General features: G+C 73.7%; 30 protein-coding genes. 10 read left to right on the top strand and 20 right to left on the bottom strand.

Annotation, left to right across the window (positions count from 1 at the left end; all coding sequences use genetic code 11):
- Positions 1-24: 24 nt before the first annotated feature.
- The 3 genes from ACIP2X_RS01120 to ACIP2X_RS01110 form a co-directional block, all read right to left on the bottom strand.
- Entirely contained in the window at positions 25-1,443 is a 1,419-nt protein-coding gene (locus ACIP2X_RS01120) for an amino acid permease (protein ID WP_401665838.1), read from the bottom strand.
- An 83-nt stretch (positions 1,444-1,526) separates the two neighbouring features.
- Positions 1,527-3,671 (bottom strand): phage holin family protein, encoded by a 2,145-nt coding sequence (locus ACIP2X_RS01115; protein WP_401665835.1) that lies wholly within the window; start codon positions 3,669-3,671, stop codon positions 1,527-1,529.
- Between the two features lie 125 nt (positions 3,672-3,796).
- Complete coding sequence (locus ACIP2X_RS01110; protein ID WP_401665832.1) at positions 3,797-4,198, bottom strand: hypothetical protein; 402 nt, start codon at positions 4,196-4,198, stop codon at positions 3,797-3,799.
- An 82-nt stretch (positions 4,199-4,280) separates the two neighbouring features.
- Between ACIP2X_RS01110 and ACIP2X_RS01105 the strand changes: the two genes are divergently transcribed.
- Both ACIP2X_RS01105 and ACIP2X_RS01100 read left to right on the top strand, forming a co-directional pair.
- Complete coding sequence (locus ACIP2X_RS01105; protein ID WP_401665830.1) at positions 4,281-5,054, top strand: MBL fold metallo-hydrolase; 774 nt, start codon at positions 4,281-4,283, stop codon at positions 5,052-5,054.
- Positions 5,051-5,662 carry a DedA family protein gene (locus tag ACIP2X_RS01100; RefSeq protein ID WP_401665827.1) on the top strand — a complete coding sequence of 204 codons (612 nt, stop codon included), beginning with the start codon at positions 5,051-5,053 and terminating at the stop codon, positions 5,660-5,662. Before ACIP2X_RS01105 ends, ACIP2X_RS01100 begins: the two co-directional genes overlap by 4 nt.
- 281 nt (positions 5,663-5,943) lie before the next feature.
- On the opposite strand, the gene ACIP2X_RS01095 is transcribed toward ACIP2X_RS01100, so the two are convergent.
- From ACIP2X_RS01095 to ACIP2X_RS01080, 4 genes are all read right to left on the bottom strand, one after another.
- Positions 5,944-7,026: an MBL fold metallo-hydrolase gene (locus ACIP2X_RS01095; protein ID WP_401665824.1), complete on the bottom strand. Its 1,083-nt coding sequence runs from the start codon at positions 7,024-7,026 to the stop codon at positions 5,944-5,946.
- Positions 7,023-8,270 (bottom strand): aminotransferase class I/II-fold pyridoxal phosphate-dependent enzyme, encoded by a 1,248-nt coding sequence (locus ACIP2X_RS01090; protein ID WP_401665821.1) that lies wholly within the window; start codon positions 8,268-8,270, stop codon positions 7,023-7,025. The genes ACIP2X_RS01095 and ACIP2X_RS01090 overlap by 4 nt, the downstream gene beginning before the upstream one ends.
- Positions 8,271-8,407: 137 nt before the next feature.
- Positions 8,408-9,046, bottom strand: coding sequence for a hypothetical protein (locus ACIP2X_RS01085; RefSeq protein WP_401665819.1), 639 nt, complete (start codon positions 9,044-9,046; stop codon positions 8,408-8,410).
- A 166-nt stretch (positions 9,047-9,212) separates the two neighbouring features.
- Entirely contained in the window at positions 9,213-10,013 is an 801-nt protein-coding gene (locus ACIP2X_RS01080) for an RNA polymerase sigma factor SigF (protein ID WP_401665817.1), read from the bottom strand.
- A gap of 237 nt (positions 10,014-10,250) precedes the next feature.
- On the opposite strand from ACIP2X_RS01080, the gene ACIP2X_RS01075 reads away from it, so the two are divergent.
- The 4 genes from ACIP2X_RS01075 to ACIP2X_RS01060 all read left to right on the top strand — a co-directional run bounded on the left by ACIP2X_RS01075 (position 10,251) and on the right by ACIP2X_RS01060 (position 13,646).
- Positions 10,251-12,071: a thiamine pyrophosphate-requiring protein gene (locus tag ACIP2X_RS01075; RefSeq protein WP_401665815.1), complete on the top strand. Its 1,821-nt coding sequence runs from the start codon at positions 10,251-10,253 to the stop codon at positions 12,069-12,071.
- 102 nt (positions 12,072-12,173) lie between these two features.
- Complete coding sequence (locus ACIP2X_RS01070) at positions 12,174-12,554, top strand: DUF2795 domain-containing protein (protein WP_401665812.1); 381 nt, start codon at positions 12,174-12,176, stop codon at positions 12,552-12,554.
- Positions 12,554-13,012, top strand: a complete 459-nt coding sequence (locus tag ACIP2X_RS01065; RefSeq protein ID WP_401665809.1) for a CBS domain-containing protein — start codon at positions 12,554-12,556, stop codon at positions 13,010-13,012. Before ACIP2X_RS01070 ends, ACIP2X_RS01065 begins: the two co-directional genes overlap by 1 nt.
- A 91-nt stretch (positions 13,013-13,103) precedes the next feature.
- Positions 13,104-13,646, top strand: coding sequence for a type 1 glutamine amidotransferase domain-containing protein (locus ACIP2X_RS01060; protein WP_401665807.1), 543 nt, complete (start codon positions 13,104-13,106; stop codon positions 13,644-13,646).
- Between the two features lie 103 nt (positions 13,647-13,749).
- Here the strand turns inward: ACIP2X_RS01060 and ACIP2X_RS01055 are convergent, their stop codons facing one another.
- Positions 13,750-14,085 carry a DUF6158 family protein gene (locus tag ACIP2X_RS01055; RefSeq protein WP_401665805.1) on the bottom strand — a complete coding sequence of 112 codons (336 nt, stop codon included), beginning with the start codon at positions 14,083-14,085 and terminating at the stop codon, positions 13,750-13,752.
- A 57-nt stretch (positions 14,086-14,142) separates the two neighbouring features.
- Between ACIP2X_RS01055 and ACIP2X_RS01050 the strand changes: the two genes are divergently transcribed.
- The gene (locus tag ACIP2X_RS01050) at positions 14,143-15,258 is read left to right on the top strand and encodes a Vms1/Ankzf1 family peptidyl-tRNA hydrolase (protein ID WP_401665802.1); all 1,116 of its coding nucleotides are present in this window, start codon (positions 14,143-14,145) and stop codon (positions 15,256-15,258) included.
- Between the two features lie 45 nt (positions 15,259-15,303).
- On the opposite strand, the gene ACIP2X_RS01045 is transcribed toward ACIP2X_RS01050, so the two are convergent.
- Together ACIP2X_RS01045 and ACIP2X_RS01040 are read right to left on the bottom strand one after the other, a co-directional pair.
- Positions 15,304-16,923, bottom strand: coding sequence for an ABC-F family ATP-binding cassette domain-containing protein (locus ACIP2X_RS01045; RefSeq protein ID WP_401665799.1), 1,620 nt, complete (start codon positions 16,921-16,923; stop codon positions 15,304-15,306).
- Between the two features lie 71 nt (positions 16,924-16,994).
- Positions 16,995-17,660: a histidine phosphatase family protein gene (locus ACIP2X_RS01040; protein ID WP_401665796.1), complete on the bottom strand. Its 666-nt coding sequence runs from the start codon at positions 17,658-17,660 to the stop codon at positions 16,995-16,997.
- Between the two features lie 71 nt (positions 17,661-17,731).
- On the opposite strand from ACIP2X_RS01040, the gene ACIP2X_RS01035 reads away from it, so the two are divergent.
- From ACIP2X_RS01035 to ACIP2X_RS01025, 3 genes are all read left to right on the top strand, one after another.
- Positions 17,732-19,228: a bifunctional phosphatase PAP2/diacylglycerol kinase family protein gene (locus ACIP2X_RS01035; RefSeq protein ID WP_401665794.1), complete on the top strand. Its 1,497-nt coding sequence runs from the start codon at positions 17,732-17,734 to the stop codon at positions 19,226-19,228.
- Between the two features lie 102 nt (positions 19,229-19,330).
- Positions 19,331-20,152, top strand: coding sequence for a class I SAM-dependent methyltransferase (locus tag ACIP2X_RS01030; RefSeq protein WP_401665792.1), 822 nt, complete (start codon positions 19,331-19,333; stop codon positions 20,150-20,152).
- Positions 20,153-20,192: 40 nt separating this feature from the next.
- Entirely contained in the window at positions 20,193-20,363 is a 171-nt protein-coding gene (locus ACIP2X_RS01025) for a hydrophobic protein (RefSeq protein ID WP_401665790.1), read from the top strand.
- Positions 20,364-20,378: 15 nt separating this feature from the next.
- Here ACIP2X_RS01025 and ACIP2X_RS01020 read toward each other — a convergent pair whose 3' ends face one another.
- The 10 genes from ACIP2X_RS01020 to ACIP2X_RS00975 all read right to left on the bottom strand — a co-directional run bounded on the left by ACIP2X_RS01020 (position 20,379) and on the right by ACIP2X_RS00975 (position 25,751).
- Positions 20,379-20,660: a gas vesicle protein K gene (locus ACIP2X_RS01020; RefSeq protein WP_401665788.1), complete on the bottom strand. Its 282-nt coding sequence runs from the start codon at positions 20,658-20,660 to the stop codon at positions 20,379-20,381.
- Positions 20,657-20,845 (bottom strand): gas vesicle protein, encoded by a 189-nt coding sequence (locus ACIP2X_RS01015; RefSeq protein WP_401665785.1) that lies wholly within the window; start codon positions 20,843-20,845, stop codon positions 20,657-20,659. The genes ACIP2X_RS01020 and ACIP2X_RS01015 overlap by 4 nt, the downstream gene beginning before the upstream one ends.
- Positions 20,842-21,684: a GvpL/GvpF family gas vesicle protein gene (locus ACIP2X_RS01010; protein ID WP_401665782.1), complete on the bottom strand. Its 843-nt coding sequence runs from the start codon at positions 21,682-21,684 to the stop codon at positions 20,842-20,844. Before ACIP2X_RS01010 ends, ACIP2X_RS01015 begins: the two co-directional genes overlap by 4 nt.
- Positions 21,681-22,007 carry a gas vesicle protein gene (locus ACIP2X_RS01005; protein ID WP_401665779.1) on the bottom strand — a complete coding sequence of 109 codons (327 nt, stop codon included), beginning with the start codon at positions 22,005-22,007 and terminating at the stop codon, positions 21,681-21,683. Before ACIP2X_RS01005 ends, ACIP2X_RS01010 begins: the two co-directional genes overlap by 4 nt.
- On the bottom strand, positions 22,004-23,176 hold the full coding sequence (locus tag ACIP2X_RS01000; protein WP_401665776.1) for an SRPBCC family protein: 1,173 nt from the start codon (positions 23,174-23,176) through the stop codon (positions 22,004-22,006). Before ACIP2X_RS01000 ends, ACIP2X_RS01005 begins: the two co-directional genes overlap by 4 nt.
- Positions 23,173-23,850, bottom strand: a complete 678-nt coding sequence (locus ACIP2X_RS00995; RefSeq protein ID WP_401665773.1) for a DNA primase — start codon at positions 23,848-23,850, stop codon at positions 23,173-23,175. The genes ACIP2X_RS01000 and ACIP2X_RS00995 overlap by 4 nt, the downstream gene beginning before the upstream one ends.
- Positions 23,847-24,110, bottom strand: a complete 264-nt coding sequence (locus tag ACIP2X_RS00990) for a gas vesicle protein GvpG (RefSeq protein ID WP_401665770.1) — start codon at positions 24,108-24,110, stop codon at positions 23,847-23,849. Before ACIP2X_RS00990 ends, ACIP2X_RS00995 begins: the two co-directional genes overlap by 4 nt.
- Positions 24,111-24,114: 4 nt before the next feature.
- Complete coding sequence (locus ACIP2X_RS00985; protein ID WP_401665767.1) at positions 24,115-24,888, bottom strand: GvpL/GvpF family gas vesicle protein; 774 nt, start codon at positions 24,886-24,888, stop codon at positions 24,115-24,117.
- Complete coding sequence (locus ACIP2X_RS00980) at positions 24,885-25,304, bottom strand: gas vesicle structural protein GvpA (RefSeq protein WP_401665765.1); 420 nt, start codon at positions 25,302-25,304, stop codon at positions 24,885-24,887. Before ACIP2X_RS00980 ends, ACIP2X_RS00985 begins: the two co-directional genes overlap by 4 nt.
- Before the next feature lie 102 nt (positions 25,305-25,406).
- Positions 25,407-25,751, bottom strand: a complete 345-nt coding sequence (locus tag ACIP2X_RS00975) for a gas vesicle protein (RefSeq protein WP_401665762.1) — start codon at positions 25,749-25,751, stop codon at positions 25,407-25,409.
- Positions 25,752-25,856 lie beyond the last annotated feature (105 nt).

Below are 25,856 nucleotides of genomic sequence, written 5' to 3'. Positions count from 1 at the left end.
GATCGCGGGTGGCGCGCAGCCGAATTACCGCGCGCTGCCCTCCTGACGCCGCCCGCGCGCCGCCATGACCGCGTACACCAGCACCCCGGCGAACAGGAACAGGACGCCCTGGTAGACGGCCGCGTATCCCGCGCCGGCGACCAGCCACATCGAGAAGGCGGCGGCGACCGCCGCGACCACGGTGTCGCGCACCAGCCGCCGGCGGTCGACGCGTTCCCCTCGGCCGGAGGCGAGGTGGAAGAGCTGGGCGGCCGCGGCCAGCAGATACGGCACGGTCGCGGTGAACGTGGTGACCAGGACCAGGACCTCGAAGACCTTCGCGGTGCCGGCCGTGTAGTTGTAGACGGTGAGCAGCGAGGCGAGGACGACGGTGACCCCGACCCCGAAGGTGGGGACCCCGCGCCGCTTGCGGGCGAAGGCGGACGGGAACAGCCCGTCCTTCGCGGCGGCGTACGGGGTCTGCGCGCTCAGCAGCGTCCAGCCGTTGAGGCAGCCGGTCATGGAGACCAGCGCGGCGAGCGCGACCGCCCAGCCGCCCCACGCGCCGCCGAACATGGCGTTCACGGCGTCGGAGAAGGGGGCGGTGGAGTTCACGAGGTCGTCGTGCGCGACCGTGCCGAATACCGCGAGCGTGCCCAGCAGATAGACGAACGCGGCACCCGCGGTGCCGATGACGGTGGCCCGTCCGACGTTGCGGCGCGGGTTCTTGACCTCCCCGGCGCTGACGGCCGCGGACTCCACGCCGAGGTAGGAGAAGAGCAGGATCGCGGCGGAGGCCGAGACCGCGCCGATCGCGCTGCCGTCGCCCGGGTGGAACGGGCCGAGGTTGTCCGGGTCGAAGAAGAACAGCCCGCCGACGGCGACGAGCAGCAGCGGCGCGAACTTCAGCACGGTGGAGACCAGCTGGACGGCGCCCACGTAGCGGGTGCCCGCGAAGTTGGCGAGGGCCGGCAGCCACTGGATGCCCAGCGCGGCGAGGCACGCGGTCCAGCGGTGGTCGTTCACCGGGATCAGGACGTCGAGGTAGCCGACGGCGGCGACGGCGAGCGCCGCGTTGGACACCCAGGTGGTGATCCAGTACGCCCAGGCGGCGAGGAACCCGGCGAAGTCGCCGAAGGCCGCGCGGGCGTAGACGTAGGGCCCGCCGGTGCGCGGGTCGCGGGCGGCGAGTCGCCCGAAGACCAGGGCGAGGGCGACGGCACCGAGGGTCAGCACGCCGAAGGCGACCAGGCTGACGGTGCCGAAGGGGGCGACGGAGGCCGGGAGCAGGAAGATGCCGCCGCCGATGATGTTGCCCATCACCAGCGCGGTCGCGACGGGCAGGCCGAAGCGGCGGGCGTGCCCGCCGGAGTCGCCGGCGGGGGTCTGCCGGGCCTCGGCGGGGGACGCCGGGCTCTCCTGCGGGGCCGGAGCCGAAGGGGGTACGGTCCCGGTGACGTGCATGGGGTGGTGCGCCTCTCATCGAACTGGTGCCCGGGATCGCCGGACGTCGCTCATGGTCGGGCATGGCCCGTCGGCGCTCCAAATCACACGATATTGTCCTGTGTGGGCTGGTTCGGCACCGGAAAAGCTGTGGCCTCGCGGACCGTGCGCGGGGAATCGTCCAGCGGCACCTGGGGGCCGTTGCCCTCCCGCAGCCAGCGGCGCAGCACCCGGTGCACCTGCTCGGCACCGACCAGCGGCTCCCCGTCCTCCACCGGCGCGGACAGGTCGAGCGGCGACAGCAGGAAGGGCCGCCCCTGGCACCCGCCGAGCCCGCCGTGCGAGCCGATCTGCTCCTCGAAGGCGAGGACCTCGCCGTCGGCCGGGTCGTGGAAGGAGTTCACCATGATGTCGGCGGTGTGCGGGAAGGAGTGCGTGCGGCGCACGGCGTCCGCGGCCCCCGGCCCGAACCCGGCCAGCGGCCCGGGGTCTTCGTCGCTCAGCTCGCCCACGGGAGTCTCGGCGCCGTTCGCACCGAGCACGACACCGCCGTGCTCCTCGCTGCTGACCAGCAGGAAGCCGATGCCGGGATGGTTCGCGAGGGTCGGCAGCAGCGCCGGGTGGCGGGCGTCGATCTCCTCCCTGCTCATCCGGTGGCGCACGTCCGGGAAGGAGACCAGGCCCAGGTTGCCGGAGGCCAGCACGACCGGCTCCGAGCGGCGTGAGGGGCGGCCCTGCTCGTACTCCTCCTCCACCGGCCGGCGCAGCGCGGCCCGGACGGCGGCGCGGGCCTCGGTGCCACTGCGGGTACGGCGCGCACGGCGTGGCACGGGCAGCCCGCAGCCGGCCCGGACCAGGTCGGCGAGGGTGAGGCCGTAGCGGGCGCGGAAGGTCTCGCCGGGGCTCTGGCCGTGGTCGGACAGGACGACGATCCGGTACGGGCGCGGGGCGTGCTCGGCGACCTTCTCGATCAGCGCGAGCGACCGGTCGAGGCGTTCGAGGACCTTCTCGGCGTCCCTGCTCGTCGGCCCCGAGTGGTGCGCCACCTCGTCGTAGGCGACCAGGTCGGCGTAGACGGCGGTGCGCCCGGCGAGCAGGTCGCCCATGACCGCGGCGACGACGACATCGCGCTCCACGACGGTCGCGAAGGCGCGGACGAAGGGGTAGAGGCCGCCGCGCGAGACGCGCGGACGGACCCGGCGTATCCGGGCCCGGGTGGACTGGACCGTCTCGCGGCCGGCCTCCGCGACGAAGGACAGCGCCGTGCGCACGGCGTTGGCCGGGTCGGAGAAGTACGCGAAGTAGCCCGCCCGGGAGCGGGTCTCGCGGCTGCGCCGCCGGGTGGCGATGGACAGCACGAGGGCCTGCTCGTCGGCTCCGCCGCTGAAGAGGTTGCCGCGACTGGCGCCGTCGACGGTGAGCAGTCCGCCGTCGCCGGTGCGCTCGACGGCGCGGCGCTGGAGTTCGGCGGCGCTGGTCGGCCGGTTGCTGACCATCACCTCCTGGGTGTCCTTCTCGTACCAGCGGAAGGCCGGGACGTCGAAGGTGCTGCCGTGCAGGATGCCGAGCTGGCTGGCGCCGGTCTGGCTGGACCAGTCGGTGCGCCACGGGGTGAGGCGGTGGGTGACGCTGCCGGGGCCCTCGGCCGATCCGTGGCCGAGCCAGCGGGCGACCGTCGGCATCAGCCCCTTGCCGACGGCGGCCGTCAGCACGTCGTGCCCGACGCCGTCGAGCTGGACGAAGACGGTGCCCGGGGGTGCCGCCCCGTCGGGGGCGGGGCGGCGGCCGCGGTGGGCCAGGCGGTACAGGCGGCGCCGGTAGGCGTCGTCGTCGCGGACGGCGAGCGCGGCGCCGGTGGCGGAGGCGACGGCGGACATCACGGCGGCCACGACCACCGCCGTCTCCGGATCGACGGCGCCGCGCTCGGCCGGGTTCAGACGCAGTGCCACGAGCAGCAGCGCACCGTTGAGGAAGAACACCAGCAGACCGAGCACCAGCGCGGGCACCAGCAGCAGGAGCCGGACGAGCAGCGGCCAGACCAGGGCCGACAGCAGACCGAAGGCGCCGGCCGCGAAGGCCGCGGTCACGGCGATCGTGGTGGCGCTGTCGCCGTCGGCGTGCTGCAACTGGAAGTCCGGCAGGATCCCCGCGAGCACGAGCATGGTGACGGTGCTGACGGCCCACACCGCGACGCTCCGCCCCACCTGGCTGACGACCCGCCGCCAACGCCCTCCGAGCACTCCCCGCACACCTCACGTCCCGGCCCGACACCGCCGCGGGCCTGCGTCCAGATTGTCATAACGCGTGCCGGAACCCTCGCGTTCCCCCGGTGCGGGGCGGTGGGACGGCGGTACGCCGGTGGTACGACGGTCCGTCAGCCTCCGTCGTAGCCCGCCGTCGGCATCGACAGCCGCCGGTGCACCCGGGCCTTCATCTGGGCGTCGTAGGACGGCTCGGCGTGCCCGACCGTCTCGACCCGCACCCCGCGCCGCGCGCACTCCGCGGTGAACTCCTCGACGTTCGCCAGGGCGCACTCCAGCACCCGGCGGCTCGGCGCCACGAAGAGGTCGCGTCCGGGCCGCACGCCGTCCCACAGGGCGCAGTGGTCGGGGCGCAGCGCGCGGACCAGCAGTTCCCGGGCGACGACGTACCCGCGCTCCGCCGCCCAGCGCGCGCACATCGCGTGCTGGCTGCGGGAGTCGACCAGGAAGGGGTCCGCGTCGAGTTGCTCCAGCGGCGTCAGACTGGCGATCGCCGTGACGCGCATTGCTCCCATGGCGCCCCCTCACCTCCGGGTTTCGCCGCCGACCCTACTCCTGCCCGTAGGCTTCGGGGAGTCGCGCGAAGGAGGCAAAGAAGTGCCGGTGGAGATCACCTGGTGGGGGCACGCCACCTGCACGGTCGCCGATTCGGACACGCGGGTGCTCACCGATCCCCTGTTCGCCCGCAGGCTCGCGCACCTGCGCCGCCGCCGGGGCGCGATACCCCCGCCCGGTGCCTGGGGTGCCGATGTCGCCCTCGTCTCCCACCTGCACGCCGACCATCTGCACGTGCCGTCCCTGGCCCGGCTCGCGCCGGGCACGCGCCTGCTCGTGCCCCGGGGCGCACCCCGGGCGGTACCCGCGCTGCGCCGGCTGGCCCATCTGCGCCTGACGGAGATGGCCCCCGGCGACACCACCCGGGTGGCCGACCTGACCGTACGGGCCGTGCCCGCCCGGCACGACGGCCGGCGGCTGCCGGTCGGACCGCACCGCGTCCCCGCCCTCGGCTACGTCGTCGAGGGCGAGGCCCGCACCTACTTCGCCGGGGACACCGGGCTGTTCGACACCATGGCGGCGGAGGTGGGACCCGTCGACGTGGCGCTGCTGCCGGTCGGCGGCTGGGGCCCCTATCTCGGACACGGGCACCTGGATCCCGGGCTGGCCGCCGAGGCGCTGCTCCGGCTGGCGCCGCGCAGCGCGGTGCCGGTGCACTTCGGCACGTACTGGCCGATCGGCATGGACGCGGTACGGCCGCACGAGTTCCACGCGCCCGGCGACGAGTTCGTGCGGCTGGCGGCGGTGCGGGCGCCGAAGGTGGCGGTGCATCTGCTGGGACACGGGCAGAGCGTGCGGCCGGAGGTCGCCCGGTGAACTGGCTCGCGGCGGTGCCGTCGCCGATACCCGCCGAGTCGACCCAGCAGGCGTTCGGTTATCCGACGCTGTTCCTGCTGGTGCTCGCGGGCGCGCTGATACCCGTCGTGCCGACGGGGGCGCTGGTCAGTTCGGCGGCGGTGGTCGCCTTCCACCAGACGGCGCCGTTCTCGCTGGCGCTGCTGTTCGTGACGGCGTCGCTGGCCGCCTTCCTCGGTGACGCCACGCTGTACTGGCTCGGGCGGCGCGGCCTGAAGTCGAAGAACGGCTCGCGGTGGCTGGAGGGGATCCGGGCGCGGGCGCCGGAGGAGCGGCTCGCGCAGGCGCAGGACAAACTCGCCTCGCACGGTGTCGCGGTGCTGGTGCTGTCCCGGCTGGTGCCGGCGGGCCGGCTGCCGGTGATGCTGGCGTGTCTGCTGGCGAAGTGGCCGATGCGGCGGTTCGCCCGGGGGAATCTGCCGGCGTGTCTGGCGTGGGCGGTGACGTATCAGTTGATCGGGATTCTGGGTGGGTCGCTGTTTCCGGAGCCGTGGGAGGGCGTGGTCGCGGCGGTGGCGCTGACGCTGGTCGTCAGTGTGGTGCCGGGGGTTTGGCGGCGCGTGCGGTAGGCCTCCGGGGGCGGGGGTTTCGATGCGGGGGGTTTTCTTGGGCGGGGGGTTTTCGGCGGGTCGGTGTCCGGGGGTGCGGGGTGTCTTCGGGGTGCGGGTCGTGTGTGGCTGGTCGCGCAGTTCCCCGCGCCCCTGGAGGTCGGGGCGCGCGTCCGGCGTTTGCGGAGAACCGCGTTCCTGGAGGTCGGGGCGCGCGTCCGGCGTTTGCGGAGAACCGCGTTCCTGGAGGTCGGGGTGCGCGTCCGGCGTTTTGCGGGGAAGCGCGTTCGTGTCCGGCGTGGTCATGAGGTGGGGGGCAGGGTCCTGGAGGCTCCTACGGGGAGGTCCCAGAGGTGGTCGCGGGGGCGGCCTGTGCGGGCCCAGGCGGTGCGGGTGCGGGTGAGGGGTTCGAGGACCGGCTCCGCGGACAGCACGAACGTTCCCCAGTGCATCGGGGCCATCCGCCGGGCGCCCAGGTCCTCCACGGCGCGGACCGCCTCCTCGGGGTCGCAGTGCACGTCGCTGAGCCACCAGCGCGGGTCGTACGCGCCGACCGGCATCAGCGCGAGGTCGATGCCGGGGTAGCGGCTGCCGATGCGCGAGAACCAGTGGCCGTAGCCCGTGTCGCCCGCGAAGTAGACGCGCCCGCCGTCGGGGTCGGTGAGCACCCAGCCGCCCCACAGGGTGCGGCAGGTGTCGGTCAGGGTGCGCTTGGACCAGTGGTGGGCGGGGACGAAGTCGAAGCGCACGCCGTCCAGTTCGGCGGCCTCCCACCAGTCCAGCTCGGTGACGCGGGTGAAGCGGCGGCGCTTGAACCAGGGGCCGAGCCCGGCGGGCACGAACACCGGTGTGTCCCGCGGGAGCCGGCGCAGCGTGGGGGCGTCGAGGTGGTCGTAGTGGTTGTGGCTGATGACCACCGCGTCGACGCGGGGCAGTTCGCTCCAGGGCACCCCGACCGGGGTGATGCGCGCCGGGGTGCCAAGGATGCGGCGGGACCAGACGGGGTCGGTGAGTACCGTAAGCCCGCCGACGCGCAGCACCCAACTGGCGTGTCCCGCCCAGGTGACGGCGATGGTGCGGGCGTCGACTCGGGGCAGCGGGCCGGGTGCGAAGGGGACCCGGGGGATGTCGGCGAGGCCCTCACGTCCGGGGCGTACGGCGCCTTCGCGGGCGAACCGGGCGACGGCCTTGAGGCCGGGCAGCGGCGCGGTCAGCCGGTCGTGGAAGGTGCGGGGCCACACGCGCGGTTCGGCGAGCGGACGGGGCTCGGCGAGCGGCGGGCAGGGCCGCGTGAGCGGCGGCACGGCCGGTGCCGCCGCTCTGGACGCCGTGTCGTCGGCCTCCTGGGCGGGCGTGCTCGTGGTCGACTCGGACTGTTGCGTCATCGAGGAGACTCCCGTCGCTGAGCGTCGTCACGGAGATCGTCGAGTACCGACCTGAGGTTGATCAACGCGCGTTCCACGTGCGGCAGTTCCAACGGCGCCGGGGAGGCGAGGCATTCCGCGCGCTCGGCGTCGGTGCGGCCCAGCAGCGGGCCGGTGGACAGCCGTACGCGCAGTGCCGGCAGGTCGTCCCCGAAGCGGTGACCGCCCGGCGCGGGCGTGCCGAGGCGGGCGGCGAGGAAGTCCTCCAGTTCCTGGGCGTCCCCCACGTCGTGCGCGGCGAGCCCGGACCGCAGCGGGCTCAGGTCCATGTACAGGTGCCGGCCGGCCTGCGGCGGCGGGGAGAGTGCGCCCGCGGCGATCGCCGTACGGTGCGCGGCCTCGGCCACGCCGGCGTGCAGGCGTACGACGGCGCGCGCGTGGGCGGCGAGCGGCTCGGGCTCCCCCAGCGCGTAGCCGGCCGCGGCGGCGACCGGTCCGGCGACGCGGGCGTCGAGGGCGGTCAGCACGTCCAGCACGCGCGCGTGCAGCCCGTCCCCGGCCTCGCCCTCGGGGAACCGGGCCACGGCGGCGGGCCATCCGGCGGGCAGCAGGGAACCGGCCAGGTCGGTGACGACGGTGGCCCGGCGGGGCAGCATCTCCGCCGGGCTGAGCAGCACGGTGGCGTGCGGTGCGTGCAGGGTGTCCCGCCAGGTCTCGTCGCTGACCAGGTGCAGTCCCTCGCCGGCGGCGGCCTCGACGGTCTCGTGCAGCAGTTCGGGCGGCGCCACCGTGGCCGTGGGATCGTCCGCGACGGACAGCACCAGCAGCCGCGGGTCCCCGCCCTCGGCGCGCACCCGGCGCACGGTCTCCAGCAGGGCGTACGGATCCGGCACGCCGCCGCACTCGGCGGGTGTCGCCACATGGAACACCGGCCGGCCCAGCAGCCGGGCGTACGGCGCCCACCAGGCGGCGCAGGGCCGCGGCACCAGCACGTCACCGCCGACGGCCGCGGTCAGCGCCAGCAGCAACGCGGGCGCGCCCGGCGCGGCAACGACGCGGTCGGGACCGGCGGCCATTCCCCGCCGCTCCCAGTAGCCGGCCGCCGCCTCCCGCAGTGCCCCGCCGCCGCCCACCGGCTCGCCGGCGGCGCGGCCCGCGGCGGCGGCCAGCACGGCGGACAGCTCGGGCAGCACGGGCAGGCCGTCGTCGGGGAAGTGCGGCCCGTAACGGACGGGCCCGTGGCCTTCCGGTTCCGTCCGCCGCATACGTACCTCCGCGCCCGTGCCTGGTGCCTGCCGGTGCCGTGTGGTGCCGCCCGGGTGCCGGGTCGGGGCGTCGGGCGGTGTGTGATGCGTACGGTCCCGGTCGTGCTCTCGCTCTGCGTACCCAGCGGGGCGCCGCCTCAGGCGTCCCCTCGCGTGTCCCTGCGCCACAGCCGGTGACCGGCGGCACCGGCCGCTCCGGCGATCAGCAGCCCGCCGGCGACCAGCGCGGGCACCGAGTCCTCGAAACTTCCGCCGTTGCCGGCCCGCACGCCGTACTCGATCGCGGGACCGCCGCCGCACCACTGCTTCGCGTCGGCGCAGACGGGTGTCCCGCCGACGGCGGCCTGGGGCGGCACGGTGAAGGTCGCGCTCCACGCCTTGGCCGTCGCCCCGGCCACAGCGGGGCAGGTCCCGTCGACGGTCCACGCCGACGCCGCGCCGGCGGCCGCCGTACCGGCGGTGAACGTGCTCTCGGGCAGGAGGAGGGCGCTGCCCTCGTAGACGGGCCCGGCCGCCGCGGTGGCGGTGGCCTCCTCGTCGACGACCAGCTTCAGCTCCACCGTGCCGTCGGCGAAGGCCTCGGAGGTCGCCTCGATCACCTCGGGCGGTGTCCCGGTCAGGGCGTCGCAGACGACGGCGACGGTGACCGTGCCGTCCGGCTGGGCGGCGGCGGGCGACACCTCCGCCTCCGGATCCGCGAACGCGAGCGGAACCGCCCCACCCAGAGCAGCCCCGGCTATGAGGAGGACGGACAGGACACGGGCGCTGCGGCGCATGGGAGGGGCTCCTTAGACCGGTGGAGGGGTACGGATCCGCACCCCCCACAGCCATCACAGCCCGCGGCCCCCACTCCTGCCCGCGCCCGGACCCCATTCGCGGGAACGGCACGCCCAACCAGGTGACAAGCCCGCCGTGGGCGCACGTCACTCCCGCGCGACTTGGCTAGGGCCTCTCCCGCATCACTTCCTGCCGCACCCGGTCGCAGGAGCGGTTGATCAGCCGGGAGACGTGCATCTGGGAGATGCCCAGCTGCTCGGCGATCCGGCTCTGTGTCATGTCGCGGAAGAACCGCATGTAAAGGATCTCCCGCTCCCGCTCCGGCAGCGCGGCCAGCCGGGGCTTGACGGCCTCGCGGTCCACCACGGTCTCGAGCGCGGGGTCGGCCGCGCCGAGCGCGTCGCCGAGCGAGTGGCCGTCCTCGCTGCCGGGCGACTCGGCGTCGAGGGACAGCGCGCTGTAGCTCTCCAGCGCCTCCAGCCCGGCCCGTACGTCCTCCTCGGTCATGCCGGTGTGCCGGGCGATCCCGGCCACGTCGGGCTGCCGCCCCGGGGTGTCCTGGCCGTCCGCCGACAGCTCCTGCATCGCGACCCGCACCTTGTTGCGCAGGTCCTGCACCCGGCGCGGCACGTGGAGGGTCCACATGTGGTCCCGGAAGTGCCGCTTGATCTCGCCGGTGACGGTCGGGACGGCGTAGCTCTCGAAGGCGTGGCCGCGTGCGGGGTCGTACCGGTCGACGGCCTTGACCAGTCCGAGCGCCGCGACCTGGCGCAGGTCCTCGTGGTTCTCGCCCCGGCTGCGGAAGCGTCCGGCCAGCCGGTCGGCCATGGGCAGCCAGGCCTCGACCAGCTCGTCGCGCAGCGCGTCGCGCTCGGGGCCGGCCGGCAGTGCGGCGAGCCGGCGGAAGGCGTCGGCGGTGTCGGGTGCGTCGTCGTGCGGGTGCCGCGCGCTCACTCGGGTTCGCATGGTGCGTCCCAACTCCCTTGAGGTGCTCTGGGTTTGAGGGTCACCGCGGAAGCGCGCAGCCGGTCGGACGGGCCGTACGCGGAGCCTGCGGGCAGCTCCCACGGACGTGCCTGCGGTCCGAAGCACGAAAGCGCGCCTGCCCGTGGCCCCTGGGCGCAAACACCTCGGGTTTTCGGGCCGGGCTGCGGGTGACTCGTGACGGGTGCTGCCATGTCGTCTCGTCCGGGAGGTCACTCCATGAGCACCAAGGTCTCCGACCACGTCCTTGAACGGCTGCGCGAGTGGGGTGTGGAGCAGGTCTTCGGATACCCCGGCGACGGCATCAACGGCCTGCTCGCCGCCTGGGGCCGCGCCGAGAACCAGCCGCGCTTCGTCCAGTCGCGGCACGAGGAGATGTCGGCCTTCCAGGCGGTCGGCTACGCCAAGTTCAGCGGTCGCCTCGGGGTGTGCGCCGCGACGTCGGGACCGGGCGCGATCCATCTCCTGAACGGACTGTACGACGCCAAACTCGACCATGTGCCGGTGCTGGCGATCGTCGGCCAGACGCACCGCAGCGCGATGGGCGGCTCGTACCAGCAGGAGGTGGACCTGCACTCGCTGTTCAAGGACGTCGCCTCGGACTTCCTGGAGACGGTGACGGTGCCGGAGCAGTTGCCGAACGTGCTGGACCGGGCGATCCGCACCGCGTACGCGCGGCGGGCCCCCACGGCGGTCATCATCCCCGGGGACGTCCAGGAGCTCGACTACACGCCGCCCACGCACGAGTTCAAGATGGTGCCCTCCAGCCTGGACCGCAGTGCCTGGACGGCGGTCCCCTCGGAGGACTCGCTGCGCCGGGCGGCGGAGGTGCTCAACACCGGTGACAAGGTGGCGATCCTGATCGGCCAGGGCGCGTCGGGGGCGCGCGCGGAGGTGCAGCGGATCGCCGAGCTGCTCGGCGCGGGCGTCGCCAAGGCGCTGCTGGGCAAGGACGCGCTCAGCGACGAACTGCCGTATGTCACCGGCTCGATCGGCCTGCTGGGCACGCGTCCGTCGTACGAGATGATGCGTGACTGCGACACGCTGCTGACCATCGGTTCGTCCTTCCCGTACTCGCAGTTCCTGCCCGAGTTCGGCAGCGCGCGAGGGGTGCAGATCGACATCGACCCGCACATGGTGGGGATGCGCTACCCCTACGAGGTGAATCTCGTCGGGGACGCCAAGGAGACCCTGCGGCGGCTGATCCCGATGCTGGACGGCGACCGGGGACGCGAGTGGTTCGACACGGTGTGCGACAACGTGCACCGCTGGCGGGACGTGATGGAGCGCCGGGCGGCGCTGTCCGCGGATCCGATCAACCCGGAGTACGTGGCCCGGGCGCTGGACCCGCTGCTGCCGGACGACGCGATCGTCACGTCGGACTCGGGTTCGACGTCCAACTGGTACGCCCGCCATCTGACGATGCGCGCCGGCATGCGCTCCTCGCTCTCCGGGACGCTGGCCACGATGGGCTGCGGGGTGCCGTACGCGATCGGCGCGAAGTTCGCCCATCCGGACCGGCCCGCGATCGCGCTGGTCGGCGACGGGGCGATGCAGATGAACGGGCTGGCGGAGCTGATCACGGCGGCGAAGTACCGGGACCTGTGGCAGGACCCGCGGCTGGTGGTCGCCGTCTGGAACAACCGCGACCTGAACCAGGTCACCTGGGAGATGCGGGCCATGGGAGGAGCGCCGTCCTTCCTGCCCTCGCAGGAGCTGCCGGACGTGCAGTACGCGGCCTTCGCCCGGTCGCTCGGCCTGACCGGGGTGCGGGTGGAGAAGCCGGAGGACGTCGAGGCGGGCTGGCGGGCCGGGCTGGAGGCCGACGGGCCGGCGGTGATCGAGTTCGTGACCGACCCGGCCGTTCCGCCGATCCCGCCGCACGCGACCTGGGAGCAGATGGAGGCGACGGCCGCGTCGATCCTGCGGGGCGACGCCGACCGGGGCGCCATGGTCCGGCAGGGCTTCAAGGCGAAGATGCAGGAGTTCCTGCCGGGGCGGGAGAAGAAGCCGGCGGAGGAGCAGCCGGAGAGGGAGTAGCCGGGGAGAGGGCGAAATCGGGCCGAATGCGGTCGTGCGCGGCCCGTGTCGCGGCCCTCCTGTCGGGTACGCGGTGCCCGACCCCGAGGACTGGAGCAAGACATGCAGCGAGGCAGTGACCGGCTGAGCGTCCACCGGGACGAGGAGATGAAGCACGAACTGCAGGGGCTGCTGCGGTCGGGCCACCCCACCCGATCGCAGGAGTGGCACGACCCCGAGCCCACCGCCGAGGACGACCCGCGCATCGCCGGTGGTCCGGCCATGCCGGGCTCCCTGGCCGAGGTCCGGCTGGAGCTGGGCCGGATCCTGGGCCGTGGCGCGTTCCCCGCGGGGCCGGACGCGCTGATGAGCGCCCTGCGCCGGCGCAACGCGCCCGACCCCCTGATCGAGCCGCTGCGGCGGCTGCCCCGCTCGGCCCGCTACGGCAACGTGCAGGAGCTGGCCGAGGCCCTGACCCATGGTGAGCGGCGGAGGGAGACCTGATGACGGCCGACTTCGTGCGGGAGGTGATGACGCCGGGGGTGGTGGCCGTCCGTCCGGACGCCTCGCTGGTGGAGGCGGCGCAGCTGATGCGCTCCCAGGACATCGGCGACGTGGTGGTGGCCGACGGACAGCGGGTGGTCGGGGTGCTGACCGACCGGGACATCACCGTGCGGGCGGTGGCCGAGGGCATCGACCCGCTGACGGTGAGCGCGGCGTCGATGTGCACGCCGGACCCGGTGGTCGTCGGCCCCCACGACCCGGTCTCCACGGCGGTGGCGCTGATGCGGGAGCGGGCGGTGCGCCGGCTTCCCGTCGTCGAGGACGGCATGCCGGTCGGCATGGTGAGCCTCGGCGACCTGGCACTCGCCCAGGACCCGGAGAGCGCCCTCGCCGACATCAGCAGGGCCGAACCGGACATCGCCGGGCGCCCGGCCCCCGACATACGCGGTGCCGTATGAGGCGGGACCGGGCCGCCCACGGCCCCTCCACCGCCGCCGACCACCCGCTTCCCGCCGAACGCACAGGCACATGGAAGGACGCTGAGACCTCATGCGTATCGCTTTTCTGACCGCGCCCGAGGGCGTCGAGCAGGTCGAGCTGACCGAGCCCTGGAAGGCCGTCACCGACGCGGGGCACGAGCCCGTGCTGGTGTCGACCGCACCGGGCGAGGTCCAGGCCTTCGACCACCTCGACAAGGCGGACACGTTCCCCGTCGACGAGGTGGTGGGCGAGACCTCCGCCGGCTCGTTCGGGGGTCTGGTGCTCCCGGGCGGGGTCGCCAACCCGGACTTCCTGCGCATGGACGAGGCGGCCGTGGCCTTCGTCCGGGACTTCTTCGAGCAGGGCCGCCCGGTCGCGGCGATCTGCCACGCGCCGTGGACGCTCGTCGAGGCCGACGTCGTACGGGGCCGGGTGCTGACCTCCTGGCCGAGCCTGCGGACCGACATCGGCAACGCGGGCGGCACCTGGGTGGACGAGCAGGTCAAGGTGTGCGACCACGGCGACAGCAAGCTGGTCACCAGTCGCAAGCCGGACGACCTCAAGGCGTTCTGCGAGACGTTTCTCGAGGTGTTCGCGCGGGAGAGCGCCTAGCTCCCCTGCCTGTCGCCGGCCACGGGCCGGGCCGCGCACCGCGCGGCCCGGCCCGCCGTCCGTCGCGGACCGGGGCGCCGTCCGTCGCGGACCGGGGCGCCCGTCATACGGGCCCGGACTCCCGGGGCGCCGGGCCGCCAGAGCCCCACTTGCCCACCGGGGTCCGCGCGTCGCGGGCCTCGTCGCCGCAGGTGCGTTCCCGGGCGCCGTCACGCGTGCGGCCGGGGGCGACGAAGCGGCGCGGATTGCGGCGCAGGTACTCGCCCTCCAGCTGGGCCATACGGTCGTTGTGCACGCGCAGCGCGTCGTTCGAGCCGTACAGCAGGGTGTCGTGGCGCGTGCGGTGGATGGTCTCCAGCTCTTTCATCAGCTGCTGATCGTCCAGCCGGTCCGGGTCGACTCCGGTCATCGTGGTGCCCCGCTCGTCGTGTTCTCTCATGCGGTACGGGTACCCGCCCGGCAAGCACTGCCCCCGAGCGGCAACCGGGAGGGAGCCATGGATCTCGCGTTCCTGCATCCACTCTACGAACATCCGGGCCCTTGGGCCTCCGTGTACGTCGACCTGTCGCACCCCCCGGAGGACACGCCCCGCCGGCGGAGCCTGACGGCCGAGGCGATGTCCGAGGAGCTCGCCGGTCAGGGCACCGACGAGGCGACCTGCCGCGCCGTGCGGAACGCGATCGAGGAGCTCAAGAACTCGCCCGAGCCGCACGGCAGGGCCTTGTTCGCCCGTGCGGGCGCGGTGGTCCTCGATCCCCCGCTGGCCCGTGCCCCGAGGCACGACCGGGCGCTGTGGGCACCGCTGCCCCGGGCCACCCCGCTGCTGGACCTGACCGGCGAGGACGCGGTGGCCGTCGTGGCCTACATCGACCGCCGGGGAGCAGACTTCGAACTGCGCAGCGCCGTGACCCGCGAGAGGGCCGGTTCGGTCACCGGGCAGCAGTGGCCGCTGCACCGGACCGGTTCCGGCGAGTGGTCGGAGCGGCACTTCCAGCTGCGGGTGGAGAACACCTGGGAGCACAACGCGGCGGAGATCGCCGACGCGCTCGCCGTGTGCCAGGAGGAGACCCGCGCCGACCTGCTGATCCTCGTCGGTGACGACCGGGAGCGGCGCTCCGTGCACGAGCGGCTGCCCAAGCGGCTGCACGAGCGGGTGGTCGACGCCCGGCACGGTGCGGGCAGCCGGCTGCTCGACGAGGACGTGGAGCAGGCCCGCGCCGCGCATGTGCGCCGGCACGCCGAGGCGGAACTGGAACGTTTCCTCGCGGCGCGCGCGGCGGACGACGAGGGCAGTCCCCGGGTGGCGGAGGGCGTGCCCGCGCTGGTCGAGGCGGTACGCGAGCACCGTGTCGAGGAGCTGGTCGTCCGCCCCGACGGCGGCGACACGCACCGTGAGGTCTGGGTCGGCGAGGACGCCGACCAGCTGGCGGTCCGCCGCACCGAGCTGACGATCCTCGGCGAGCAGAACTCCTGGTCCGCCCGCGTGGACGACGCCCTGCTGCGCGCGGCGGTGGCGACGAACGCGCCGGTGGTCTCGCTGGCCCCCGTCGAGGCGGCCGGTGAGCGGGACGTACCGACGGGCGGCCTCGGCGCGCTGCTGCGCCTGACCTGACCTGGACGGACCGCCCGCGGTGCCGGCCCCAGGGCCGGACAGGCCCTAGCGGGCCCGCTCCACGCGTCGCTCGTCCCATACCGGCTCGGGGGTCTCCCGGACCCGGCCGTCGCTGCCGAAGACCAGGAAGCGGTCGAAGGAGCGGGCGAACCAGCGGTCGTGCGTGACCGCCAGGACGGTGCCGTCGAACGCGTCCAGGCCCTCCTGGAGCGCCTCGGCGGACTCCAGGTCGAGGTTGTCGGTGGGCTCGTCGAGGAGCAGGGCGGTGACGCCCTGGAGCTCCAGCAGCAGGATCTGGAAGCGGGCCTGCTGGCCACCGGAGAGCCGGTCGAAGGTCTGTTCGGCCTGGCCGGTGAGCTCGTAGCGGCGCAGCCGGGACATCGCGGCGCCGCGGTCCTGGGCGTGCTCCCGCCAGAGGATGTCGAGCAGGGTGCGGCCCGTGAGCTCGGGGTGGGCGTGGGTCTGCGCGAAGTGCCCGGGCACGACCCGCGCCCCGAGCTTCCACTGCCCCGAGTGCGCCACGTCCTCCCCGGCGAGCAGGCGCAGGAAGTGGGACTTGCCGGAGCCGTTGGAACCGAGGACGGCGACCCGCTCGCCGTAGAAGACCTCCAGGTCGAACGGCTTCATCAGGCCGGTGAGTTCGAGCCCCGCGCAGGTGACGGCCCGCACGCCGGTGCGGCCGCCCCTCAGCCGCATCGTGATGTCCTGCTCACGCGGCGGCTCCGGTGGCGGTCCCGCCTCCTCGAACTTGCGCAGCCGGGTCTGGGCCGCGGCGTAGCGGGACGCCATCTCGTGGCTGACGGCGGCGGCCTGACGCAGGTTCAGCACCAGCTTCTTCAGCTGGGCGTGCTTCTCGTCCCAGCGCTTGCGCAGCTCCTCGAAACGGGCGAAGCGTTCCCGCCGGGCCTCGTGGTAGGTGGCGAAGCCGCCGCCGTGCACCCAGGCGTCGGCACCGGCCGGACCGGGTTCGACGGAGATGATCCGCTGGGCGCTGCGCGCGAGCAGTTCACGGTCGTGGGAGACGAACAGGACCGTCTTGCGGGTCTCGGTGAGCCGCTCCTCCAGCCAGCGCTTGCCGGGGACGTCGAGGTAGTTGTCCGGCTCGTCGAGCAGGAGCACCTCGTCGGTGCCGCGCAGCAGCGCCTCCAGCACGAGCCGTTTCTGCTCACCGCCGGAGAGGGTCCGCACCTGCCGCCACTGCGCCTTGTCGTACGGCATCCCGAGCGCGGCCGTGGTGCACATGTCCCACAGCGTCTCCGCCTCGTAGCCGCGCGCCTCCGCCCAGTCGGCGAGCGCCTGCGCGTACCCCATCTGGGCGGCCTCGTCGTCGACGGTCATGACGGCGTGCTCGGCGGCGTCGACGGCCTTCGCGGCCTCGCGGACACGCGGCGACGACACCGACACCAGCAGGTCACGCACGGTCGTCTCGTCGCGTACGGATCCGACGAACTGCCGCATCACGCCGAGCCCGCCGCTGACGGTGACGGAGCCGCCGTGCGGCCTCAGCTCACCGGAGAGCAGCCGGAGCAGGGTGGTCTTGCCCGCGCCGTTGGGTCCGACGAGGGCGGCGACGGCGCCCTCGCCCACCCGGAAGGACACGTCGCCGAGCAGGGTCCTCCCGTCGGGGAGGTGGTACTCGATGTGCGCGGCTTCCAGATGTCCCATGAGGCCGCATTGTGCGGGCCGCCGGCGGAGCGGGGCAAACCGATAACGGGTCGGGTACGGCGCCCCGGGCGCTACCGGGCGTGCCCGCTCTCGTCCATCGACCGCCCGGTCGGGCCGCCCTCGCCCGCGGGGGCGACCGTGGCGCCTGCCCAGGTCAGGGCCTTCCAGCCGTCGGACGGTGAGCCTTCGAGGATCACCACGCCGGTGTTGTCGAGGGGGCGGGCGGCGGCGAAGGGCACGTCGACGTTGTCGGCGCGGGCGGCGGTCCACATACGGATCACCGCGCCGTGGCTGACCATGGCGACGGTCCCGGCCCCGCCTGCGGCGGCCTCCTCGACCACGGCGTCGAAGCGTGCGAGCGTCTCCGCGCCGCTCTCCCCGCCCGGCATCCGCAGGCCGGTCTCGCCCTCCGCCCAGGCGAACACGGTGCGCATGTACTCCTCGCCCCGCCGCGAGCCGCCCGGCAGCATCTCCAGGTCGCCCGCGAACACCTCCCGGATGCCGTCCCGGACGAGGACGTCGAGGCCGCGGGCCGCGGCGAGCGGCGCCGCGGTGAGCTGGGTGCGCACCAGGGTGGAGGCGTAGAGGGCCTCGATGTCCTCGTCGGCGAGCGCGGCCGGCAGTGCGGCGGCCTGACGCTCCCCCAGCTCGGTCAGACCGGGCCCCGGAACGGCGGTGTCCAGCAGGTAGGCGACGTTCGAGGGGGTCTGGCCGTGACGGACGAGCAGCAGGCGCACGATGGGTTCCTCCGGGTGCCGACCGCCTCGGGCCGGACAGAAGACGGCCACTTCAGGGTACCCGCCCCTACATGAGCCCAGACGTCGACCTCACCGCCCTCACACCCGGCCGCCACGTGTTGCGTGAGCGGCTGCTCGCGCTGGACAACCGGCTGTTCGAGTTCGCCGCCGCACGGGACTGGCCCGCCGCCGAACCCGTTCTGCCGAGGCTGAGCCGCAGCGCGAACCACGGGCTGCTGTGGTTCGCGACCGCCGGCGTCATCGCGGCCAGCCGCACCCCGAGGGCCCGCCGGGCCGCCGTGCGCGGGGTGGCCTCCCTCGCCTTGGCGTCGGCGACCATCAACACCGTCGGCAAGCGCAGCGTGCGCCGCACCCGCCCGGTCCTGGACGCCGTACCGTCCGTGCGCCGTCTCAAGCGCCAGCCGATCACCACGTCCTTCCCGTCCGGTCACTCCGCCTCCGCCGCCGCGTTCGCGGCGGGGGTGGCCATGGAGTCGCCGACCTGGGGTGCCGTCGTCGCCCCGGTCGCCTTCTCCGTCGCCATGTCCCGCGTGTACACCGGCGTCCACTTCCCGAGCGACGTGCTGGCGGGCGCGGCCCTCGGCGTGGGCGCCGCCTTCGCCGTACGGGCCCTGGTGCCGACCCGCGACCAGGCCACCCTGCCGCCGCGGCCACGCGCCGACGCCCCCGCACTGCCCGAGGGCGAAGGGCTGGTCGTGGTGGCCAACAGGGCGGCGGGCAGTTCGGACCGGGTGCGGGCGCTGCGGGAGGCGCTGCCCCGGGCGGAGGTCGTCGAGTGCCGGCCGCAGGAGGTGCCGGACGAGCTGGAGAAGGCGGCGGCACGGGCCCGGGTGCTGGGCGTGTGCGGCGGCGACGGCACGGTGAACACCGCCGCCGAGATCGCCCTGCGCCACGGTCTGCCGCTCGCCGTGCTGCCCGGCGGCACGCTCAACCACTTCGCCCTCGACCTGGGCGTGGAGGACGCCCGGGCGCTGGCCACGGCCGTCGAGCAGGGCGACGCGGTCCGTGTGGACGTGGGCCGGTTCGCGTGCGGCGACAAGCGGGGCGTCTTCGTCAACACCTGCAGCCTCGGCGTCTATCCGGAGCTGGTGCGCGAGCGGGACCGCTGGTCGCACCGGATCGGCAGCTGGCCCGCCGGGGTCCTCGCGGCGCTGCGTGTGCTGCGCGCCGACGGTCATCCGCTGGAGGCCGAAATGGGCGGCAGGGCACGCCCGCTGTGGCTGCTGTTCGCCGGGAACGGCACCTACCACCGGATGGGGCTCGCCCCGGCCCGCCGGATGGACCTCGCGGACGGGCACCTCGACGTCCGGGTGGTGCACGGAGGCCGCAGGCCCGCGTTGCGGCTGCTCGCCGCCGCGTTCGCCGGGCCGCTGACCCGCTCCCCCGCCCACGCCGCCGTCCAGGTCAGGCGGCTGCGGCTGTCCGGCGTCGCCCCGGGCACGCTGCTCGCCTACGACGGCGAGGTCACCGAGGTGGAGGGCGAGGTGTCGCTGGAGAAGGTGCCCGAGGCGCTGGTGGTCTACCGGCCGCTCCCCCCGGAGGACTGATGTCCCGTCAGTCCGTATGGTGAAAGCTTCTGTCTCACCATCCGGCCGGACGCGTACCGTGGCCGAGGGACGCGATCCGGCCGGACGAGAAGGGGTACCGCCATGGCGAGAGCACAGGAGACCGCGGTCTACACGCATGGGCACCACGAGTCGGTGCTGCGGTCGCACACCTGGCGGACCGCCGCCAACTCCGCGGCGTACCTCCTCGGCTCGCTGAAACCGCACATGCGGATCCTGGACATCGGCTGCGGCCCCGGCACCATCACCGCCGACCTGGCCGCGCTGGTCCCGCAGGGGCACGTCACCGGCGCCGACCGGGCGCCCGAGGTCCTGGAGCGGGCGCGGGCCACGGCAGCGGGACGGGCGCTCACCAACATCGACTTCGAGGTGGCGGACGTGCACGCGCTGGACCACCCCGACGAGACGTTCTGCGTGGTCCACGCCCACCAGGTGCTCCAGCACGTCGGCGACCCGGTGGGGGCGCTGCGCGAGATGGCGAGGGTGACGAAGCCGGGCGGGATCGTCGCCGCCCGCGACGGCGACTACGCCGCCATGACCTGGTACCCCGCCTCACCCGGCCTGGACGCCTGGCTGGACCTGTACCGGCGGATGGCCCGCGCGGGCGGCGGCGAGCCGGACGCCGGGCGGCGGCTGCGGTCCTGGGCCCTGAGGGCAGGCTTCACCGAGGTCACGGCGACGTCGAGCACCTGGACCTACGCGTCTGCGGACGAGCGCGCCTGGTGGAGCGAGCTGTGGGCGGAGCGCACCGTGGCGTCCGCCTACGCGCGCCGGGCGGTCCAGGACGGCCGCGCGAGCGAGGCGGAGTTGCGGGCCATGGCCCAGGCCTGGCGTGACTGGGGCGCGGCGGAGGACGGCTGGTTCGGCGTGCTGCACGGGGAGATCCTGTGCCGCAAAGCCGTCTGAGACACCCGTTTCGGGAAACTCGGCGGACAGGAGGTTCATCATGGTTCCCATCCTGCTCGTCCTGCTTCTCGTGCTGATTCTCTTCGGTGCCGGGTTCGCCGTCGAGGTGCTCTGGTGGGTCGCCATCGCGGTGCTGGTCCTGTGGCTGCTGGGATTCCTGCTGCGTGGCACGACCGCCGGCGGCTCCAGGGGACGCTGGTACCGCTGGTGACGCGCCCCCGGGCGCTCAGTCCCGGGGCAGCAGAGGTCCGAGCGGCCCGAGGTCCAGGTTCAGGTCCTCGGGCCGCAGGCCGTAGCGGTCCCGCAGCTCCTTCATCCGGTCGTCGAGCAGCATCAGGGTGAGCCCGATCCGCTCCTCCTGCTCCTCGCTCAGATCACCCTCGTCGAAGCGGCGCAGCGCCTGCCGTTCCATCAGCTGGCGCAGCAGCTCCACGACGGTGAGGACGAGTTTGACCAGGTCGCGTTCGACCGTGTCGGGTTCCAGGTCGAGCTTGCGGGGTGCCGTCACGTCAGATCACCCCAGGGCGACGGAACCTGTTCGTTCACGGAGCTGATCAGCGCGTTGAGGTCGATGCGGACGAGGTCGACGTCCGCGATGCGCAGGGTGATGTCGCCGGTGATGACCACGCCGCCCGACAGCAGCCGGTCGAGCAGGTCCACCAGGGCGATCTCACGCCGTTCGATCACCGTCACGGCTTCTCCCCCGCGAAGGAGTAGGCCGCCCACGGGCCGGTGAGCTCCACCCGGACCCCCGGCATCTCGTCCTTCGTACGGTCCACGATCTCCACGAACTCCTCGGACTGGCCGCGCGGCACCAGATAGGCCGCGTTCAGCACGTTGCGTCCCGACGCCCCGGACAGCTGGGCGCTCTGGGGCGCGTGCATGCGCGCGTCCTCGGCGTGCGCGGTCAGCCGTTCGTGCAGCCGGTCGGCGAACTCCTCGACCTTGCGCAGGCCCGTCTCGCGTTCCTTGACGCTGCGGCTGCGCCGCCGCAGGTAGTCCCGCCCCGACATCGCCGTCACGGCCACCCCGTCCACCGTGCCCGGGCCCTGCGCGGCGCCGCCGGGCTCCCCGGCCTCGCCGCCGGGCCGGGCGGACACCCCGGACGCACCCGGCTCACCGGATTCGCCGGCCGCGGGTTCGGCGTAGACCTTCACACCCCACTCCACCCGGCCCGACAGCCGGTCCAGGGTGCGCAGGAAGTCGCCCTCGCGGGCCTCCAGCATCATCCGGACCCCGCTGTCGTCCCGGAAGACCGTGCCGAGCCGGAGCGGCAGCGGCGTGGTCACGGTGGTGAGCGCGTCGATCACGCCCTGGTGGCTCCGGGCCGTGGCGGTGAGCCAGTCGAGGTCCTCCAGATGGGCGCGCAGCGGCTCCTCGGCGAAGTCGTCCTCCGGCACCGAGCTGACCACCGCGACCAGGCCGCCGTGGTGCAGCAGCTTGGGTGGCGCACCCGCCACGCCCGTCAGCTGGGACTGCAGCGCCGCGCCGAAGGGGCGGCAGACGGCGTACACGTACCGCAGTCCGGTCATGTGCTCTCCTCCTGTGCGCGGCCGGTCTCCAGCGCCGCCAGCCGCTCGCGCAACTCGGCGTTCTCCTTCGCGAGTTCCTTGCGGCGAGCGCCCGACGACAGAGCCGGGTCGTCCTCCCACCAGTCGATGCCCATCTCCTTCGCCTTGTCGACGGAGGCCACGATGAGCCGCAGCTTGATGGTGAGCAGTTCGATGTCGAGCAGGTTGATCCGGATGTCACCCGCGATCACGACGCCCTTGTCGAGCACCCGCTCCAGGATGTCGGCGAGGTTGGCACCGCTGTCGTGACCGTAGGGGTCGGGCAGGCGGGTCGGTGACGTCATCGACGGCTCCGGGCCGCTGCGCGCTCGTCCCGGTACTCGTCGTCGAACTCCTCGGGGTCCTCCCTCTCGTCGGTCGCCTCGGGCTCGTCCGTCTCCTCACTCTCCTCGGGTTCCTCGGTCTCGTCCTGCGGACCGTGTTCCCCCTCCGCGCGAGGATCCTCGTCCTCGTACTCCTCCTCGGGCTCCCCCTCCTCGTCGTAGTCGTCCTCGTACTCGTCGTAGCCGTCGTAGCCGTCGTCGTCCCGCTCGGCCTCGTCCTGGCCGGCCTCGTCGCCCGCGGCCTCCCGCTCCTCCTCGGCGACCACCTCGTCGTGGTCGCGCACGACCTCGCCGTCGCGGATCTCCCCGCGCCAGCCGTCCTGCGCCTCGCCCCGGAGCGTGATGTGACGGGCGAAGTTCTTCAGGTCGAGCCGGGCCCGGCGGCCCTGGGCGCGCCAGAGGTTGCCGGTCTTCTCGAACAGGCCCTTCGGGTAGTACTCGATCACCAGCAGGACCCGGGTGAGGTTGTCGGCGAGCCGGTGGAAGGAGACGACGCCCTTGGTGGTGCCCTTGGCGCCCTCCGACGTCCAGGAGATCCGGTCGTCGGGGACCTGCTCGGTGGTGCGGGCCTTCCAGCTGCGGTTGGACCAGAAGACCTTCAGCTGCCAGTCCGAGCTGGTGTCGTCGGCGCGCTGGGCGCTCTTGACGCCCTTGGCGAAGGTGCTGAAGTCCTGGTAGCGCGTCCACTGGTCGTAGGCCGTGCGCACCGGCACGCCGACGTCCACGTACTCCAGGATCACGGTGGGCCGGTGGCCGGAGCCGCCCTTGCCCTTGCCCTTGCCGCCGGTCAGGTTCTTCAGCGCGCCCACCACGTTGTCCTTGGCCCGGGAAGCCCCGAGCTCCAGCGCGGTGCGCAGGGGGCCCTTGCCCTCGGCGAGCTTGCGGCCGCCGTCCAGGGCGAGCCGGGCGAAGCCGGGGCTGCTGCCGTCGGCGATGTCGTTGAGCTTGCCGGTGGTCTCGCCGAGCTTGCGGCCGACGCCGGTGAGCAGCCGGGTGGCCTGCGCCGCCAGATAGTCCTGGGCCTCGGCCTTGAGGCGGTCCGCGGCCTCGCTGTGGGCCACCTCGCTGAGCGGGTTGGAGCGGGCCGCCCGGCCCGCGGTGGACGTAGCCGATCCGAGGGTCTCGGTCATCGGTCACCGCCTCCCTTCGGCGTCCGGGCGCCGGGGCGCGCGGAGGCCGTCTTGCGGCCTGCCGTCTTGGCGGAGGCCGTCTTGCGCGCGGCGGTGCGCTGGGCCGCCGCCTTCTTCGCCGGGGCCGCCCCCCGCGCGGGCGCCTTCTTGGCGGCCTTCTTCGCCGCCGTCTTCTTGGCCGCGGCCTTCTTGGCCGGGAGCTCCTTGGGGGCGGCGTCCTCGTCGTGGCGCCGTCCGTCGTCGTCCCGGTCGTCGTCGTAGGCCTCGTGGGCCTCGTCCTCGTGGCCCTCGTCCTCGTAGCGCCCCTCGTCGTCCGGTTCCTCGTCGTCGTACCCGAGGTCCCGGCCGCCCGGCACGGCGCCGCCGAGCTGCTCGCGCATGCCCGCCGTCCGGTCGTGCAGGCGGTCGGCGAGCGAGCCGAGCTGCCGTTCCACCAGGGCGCCCGTCGCCGCGCCGCCCACGCCGCGCAGGTCCTGGCGGAGCTGGTCGCCGAGCTCCTTGAACTGCGGGTTGTTCCGCAGCTGCCCGGACACCAGGTCCGCGAGCGCCCGCGGGCCGAGGTTCAGGCGCTTGCCGGCGACGAGTGTGCCGACGGCGAACGCCAGTTTCATCTTCTTCGTTCGTCCGAGGATGTATCCGGCCCCTACCGCGAGGCCTAGTCCCACTCGATTCATGGTGCTGTCCCGTTGCCCGTTCCCGCGCCGTTGCGCGAAGCGATCTCCAGCCGGTCGAGGAGTTCGTCCTCCTCCCGGTCGAACTCCTCCTCGCTGATCTCACCGGCCTCCAGTCGCTCCTCCAGCCGGGCGAGTTCCGCCCGGACCGTGGCGGGGTCGTAGTAGATCCGCTCCGCCTCCTGGAGCACCTGTCTGATGGCCCAGGCGCTGCCGCGCACCGGTGCGAACGGCAGCAGCAGCACCTCCGAGATCAGTCCCATGCCGTCACCCGGCCCCGGTGTCCGCGCCGCCGGCCGTGCTGCCCGCCGGCTCGGCGGGGCCGGGCTCGACGAAGCTGTACGGGGGCAGCGGGCCGTTCACCCGCACCTCCAGGTGCGGCAGCTCCTTGCGGGCCTGCTCCACGGCCGCCAGGAAGTTCTCGGCCGAGCCCCGGTCCACCAGGTACGACACGTTGGCGAGCCAGCCGCTGGACTCCGGGCCCACGCTGGTCGCCTCCGCGGCCGGTTCCAGGAGCCGCTGGAGGGCGAGCCCGTCCTCGGCCTCCTTGGCCTGCACGGCGGCCGCGACCATCTCGCCGAGCCGGATCTTGTCCTCGTAACCGCCGCCGCCCGACTTGCGGTTGGCCTCGGCGAGGGCGCGGATCTCGGTGCTCTCGGCCATCACGTGGTGCAGGACGGCTTCCTCGACGTGATTGGCCTTGATGTTGTACTCGATCCGGCCGTCCAGCGCCGTCAGCCGCTCCTGGTAGTGCGCGGCGCGCTCCACGAGCACACCCGTGACCGCCGCGTCGTCCGGCGCGACGCTGCCGAACCGCATCGGCAGCACACAGCCGGCCGCGCCCGCCTCGGCGAGCACGTTCTGGTGGGCGAGCAGGTCCTTGCGCTTGGGGCGCAGTCCTTCGGGCGCGTCGCTGACGACCGCCGCCAGTGCGCCCTCCTTGAGGATGCGCACGGGCCGGGCCGGGTCGCCGACACCGCCCATGCCGTCGGGGAGGGCGGGATGCGCCCCGGACGCGATGCCGTAGACGTACGTGCTCACTCCTGCTCCTCCCTGCGCCGCGAGGACGTGCTCTTGCGGGCGCGCGGCCGCGACTCGCCTTCCTCGCGCGCCTGGCTGAAGGCGTCGGATATCGTCTGCGCGGCGCCGGAGAGGGCGCCCTTGGACTTGCCGCGCGCGCCGGACTCGGTGATCTCGCCGACGATGTCGGGCAGGCCGGGGCTCTTGCGCGGCCCGGACTCCAGGTCGAGCCGGTTGCACGCCTCGGCGAAGCGGAGATAGGTGTCGACGCTGGCCACGACGACCCGCACGTCGATCTTCAGGATCTCGATGCCCACCAGGGAGACCCGGACGAAGGCATCGATCACGAGCCCCCTGTCGAGCACCAGTTCAAGCACGTCGTAGAGGCCGCTGCTGCCGCCTCCACCGCCGGTCTGCTGTGCCGGTACAACGGTCATGCCGGCTGTTCCTCCTCGTTCTTCTCGTTCTTGTCGTTCTTGTCGGTCTTGTCGGTCTTCTCGTCCATTGACGTCTGGGGGTACGGGGCCGGGGCGGGACGCCTAGCGCTTGCCGGTGTCGGCCCGGCCGCGCTCGTAGCGGCGCAGTCGCCGGTAGCCGGTGAGCTGCCCGTCGGAGTCCAGCTCCACCTCGTAGCTCGCCATCAGGCTCATCGTGTCCGGCACCCTGGCGAGTTCGAGGACCTCGACCTCCAGGGACCAGCCGTCCTCGGTCTGTTCGAAGGACGACACGGTCTCGGCGGCCATTCCGGTGAGTTCCGCGAGCTGCAGACGCGCGTCGCGCAGCACCTGCATGGGGCTCGGCCGGGAGTCCGCCCTCGCTTCTTCCTGCTTCTTGGGGGAGTTACGTGAATTCTGCGACTCTGATGTGTTCTTTGTGTTCGTCATGGCCACCTCGCAGTTCGGGTGGCCGCTGATCCCTTGGCCAAACCTTCTGGAGTCGCCCGCTTTCCCCCGGGGGCGTATCGCGCCTGCGCAGCGGCGGTACGTGCG

It is taken from the genome of Streptomyces sp. NPDC089424, from assembly GCF_044749345.1.
Lineage (GTDB): Bacteria > Actinomycetota > Actinomycetes > Streptomycetales > Streptomycetaceae > Streptomyces.
Note: the sequence above shows the minus strand (reverse complement) of the source record. Positions and strands in the feature narration are given on the sequence as shown.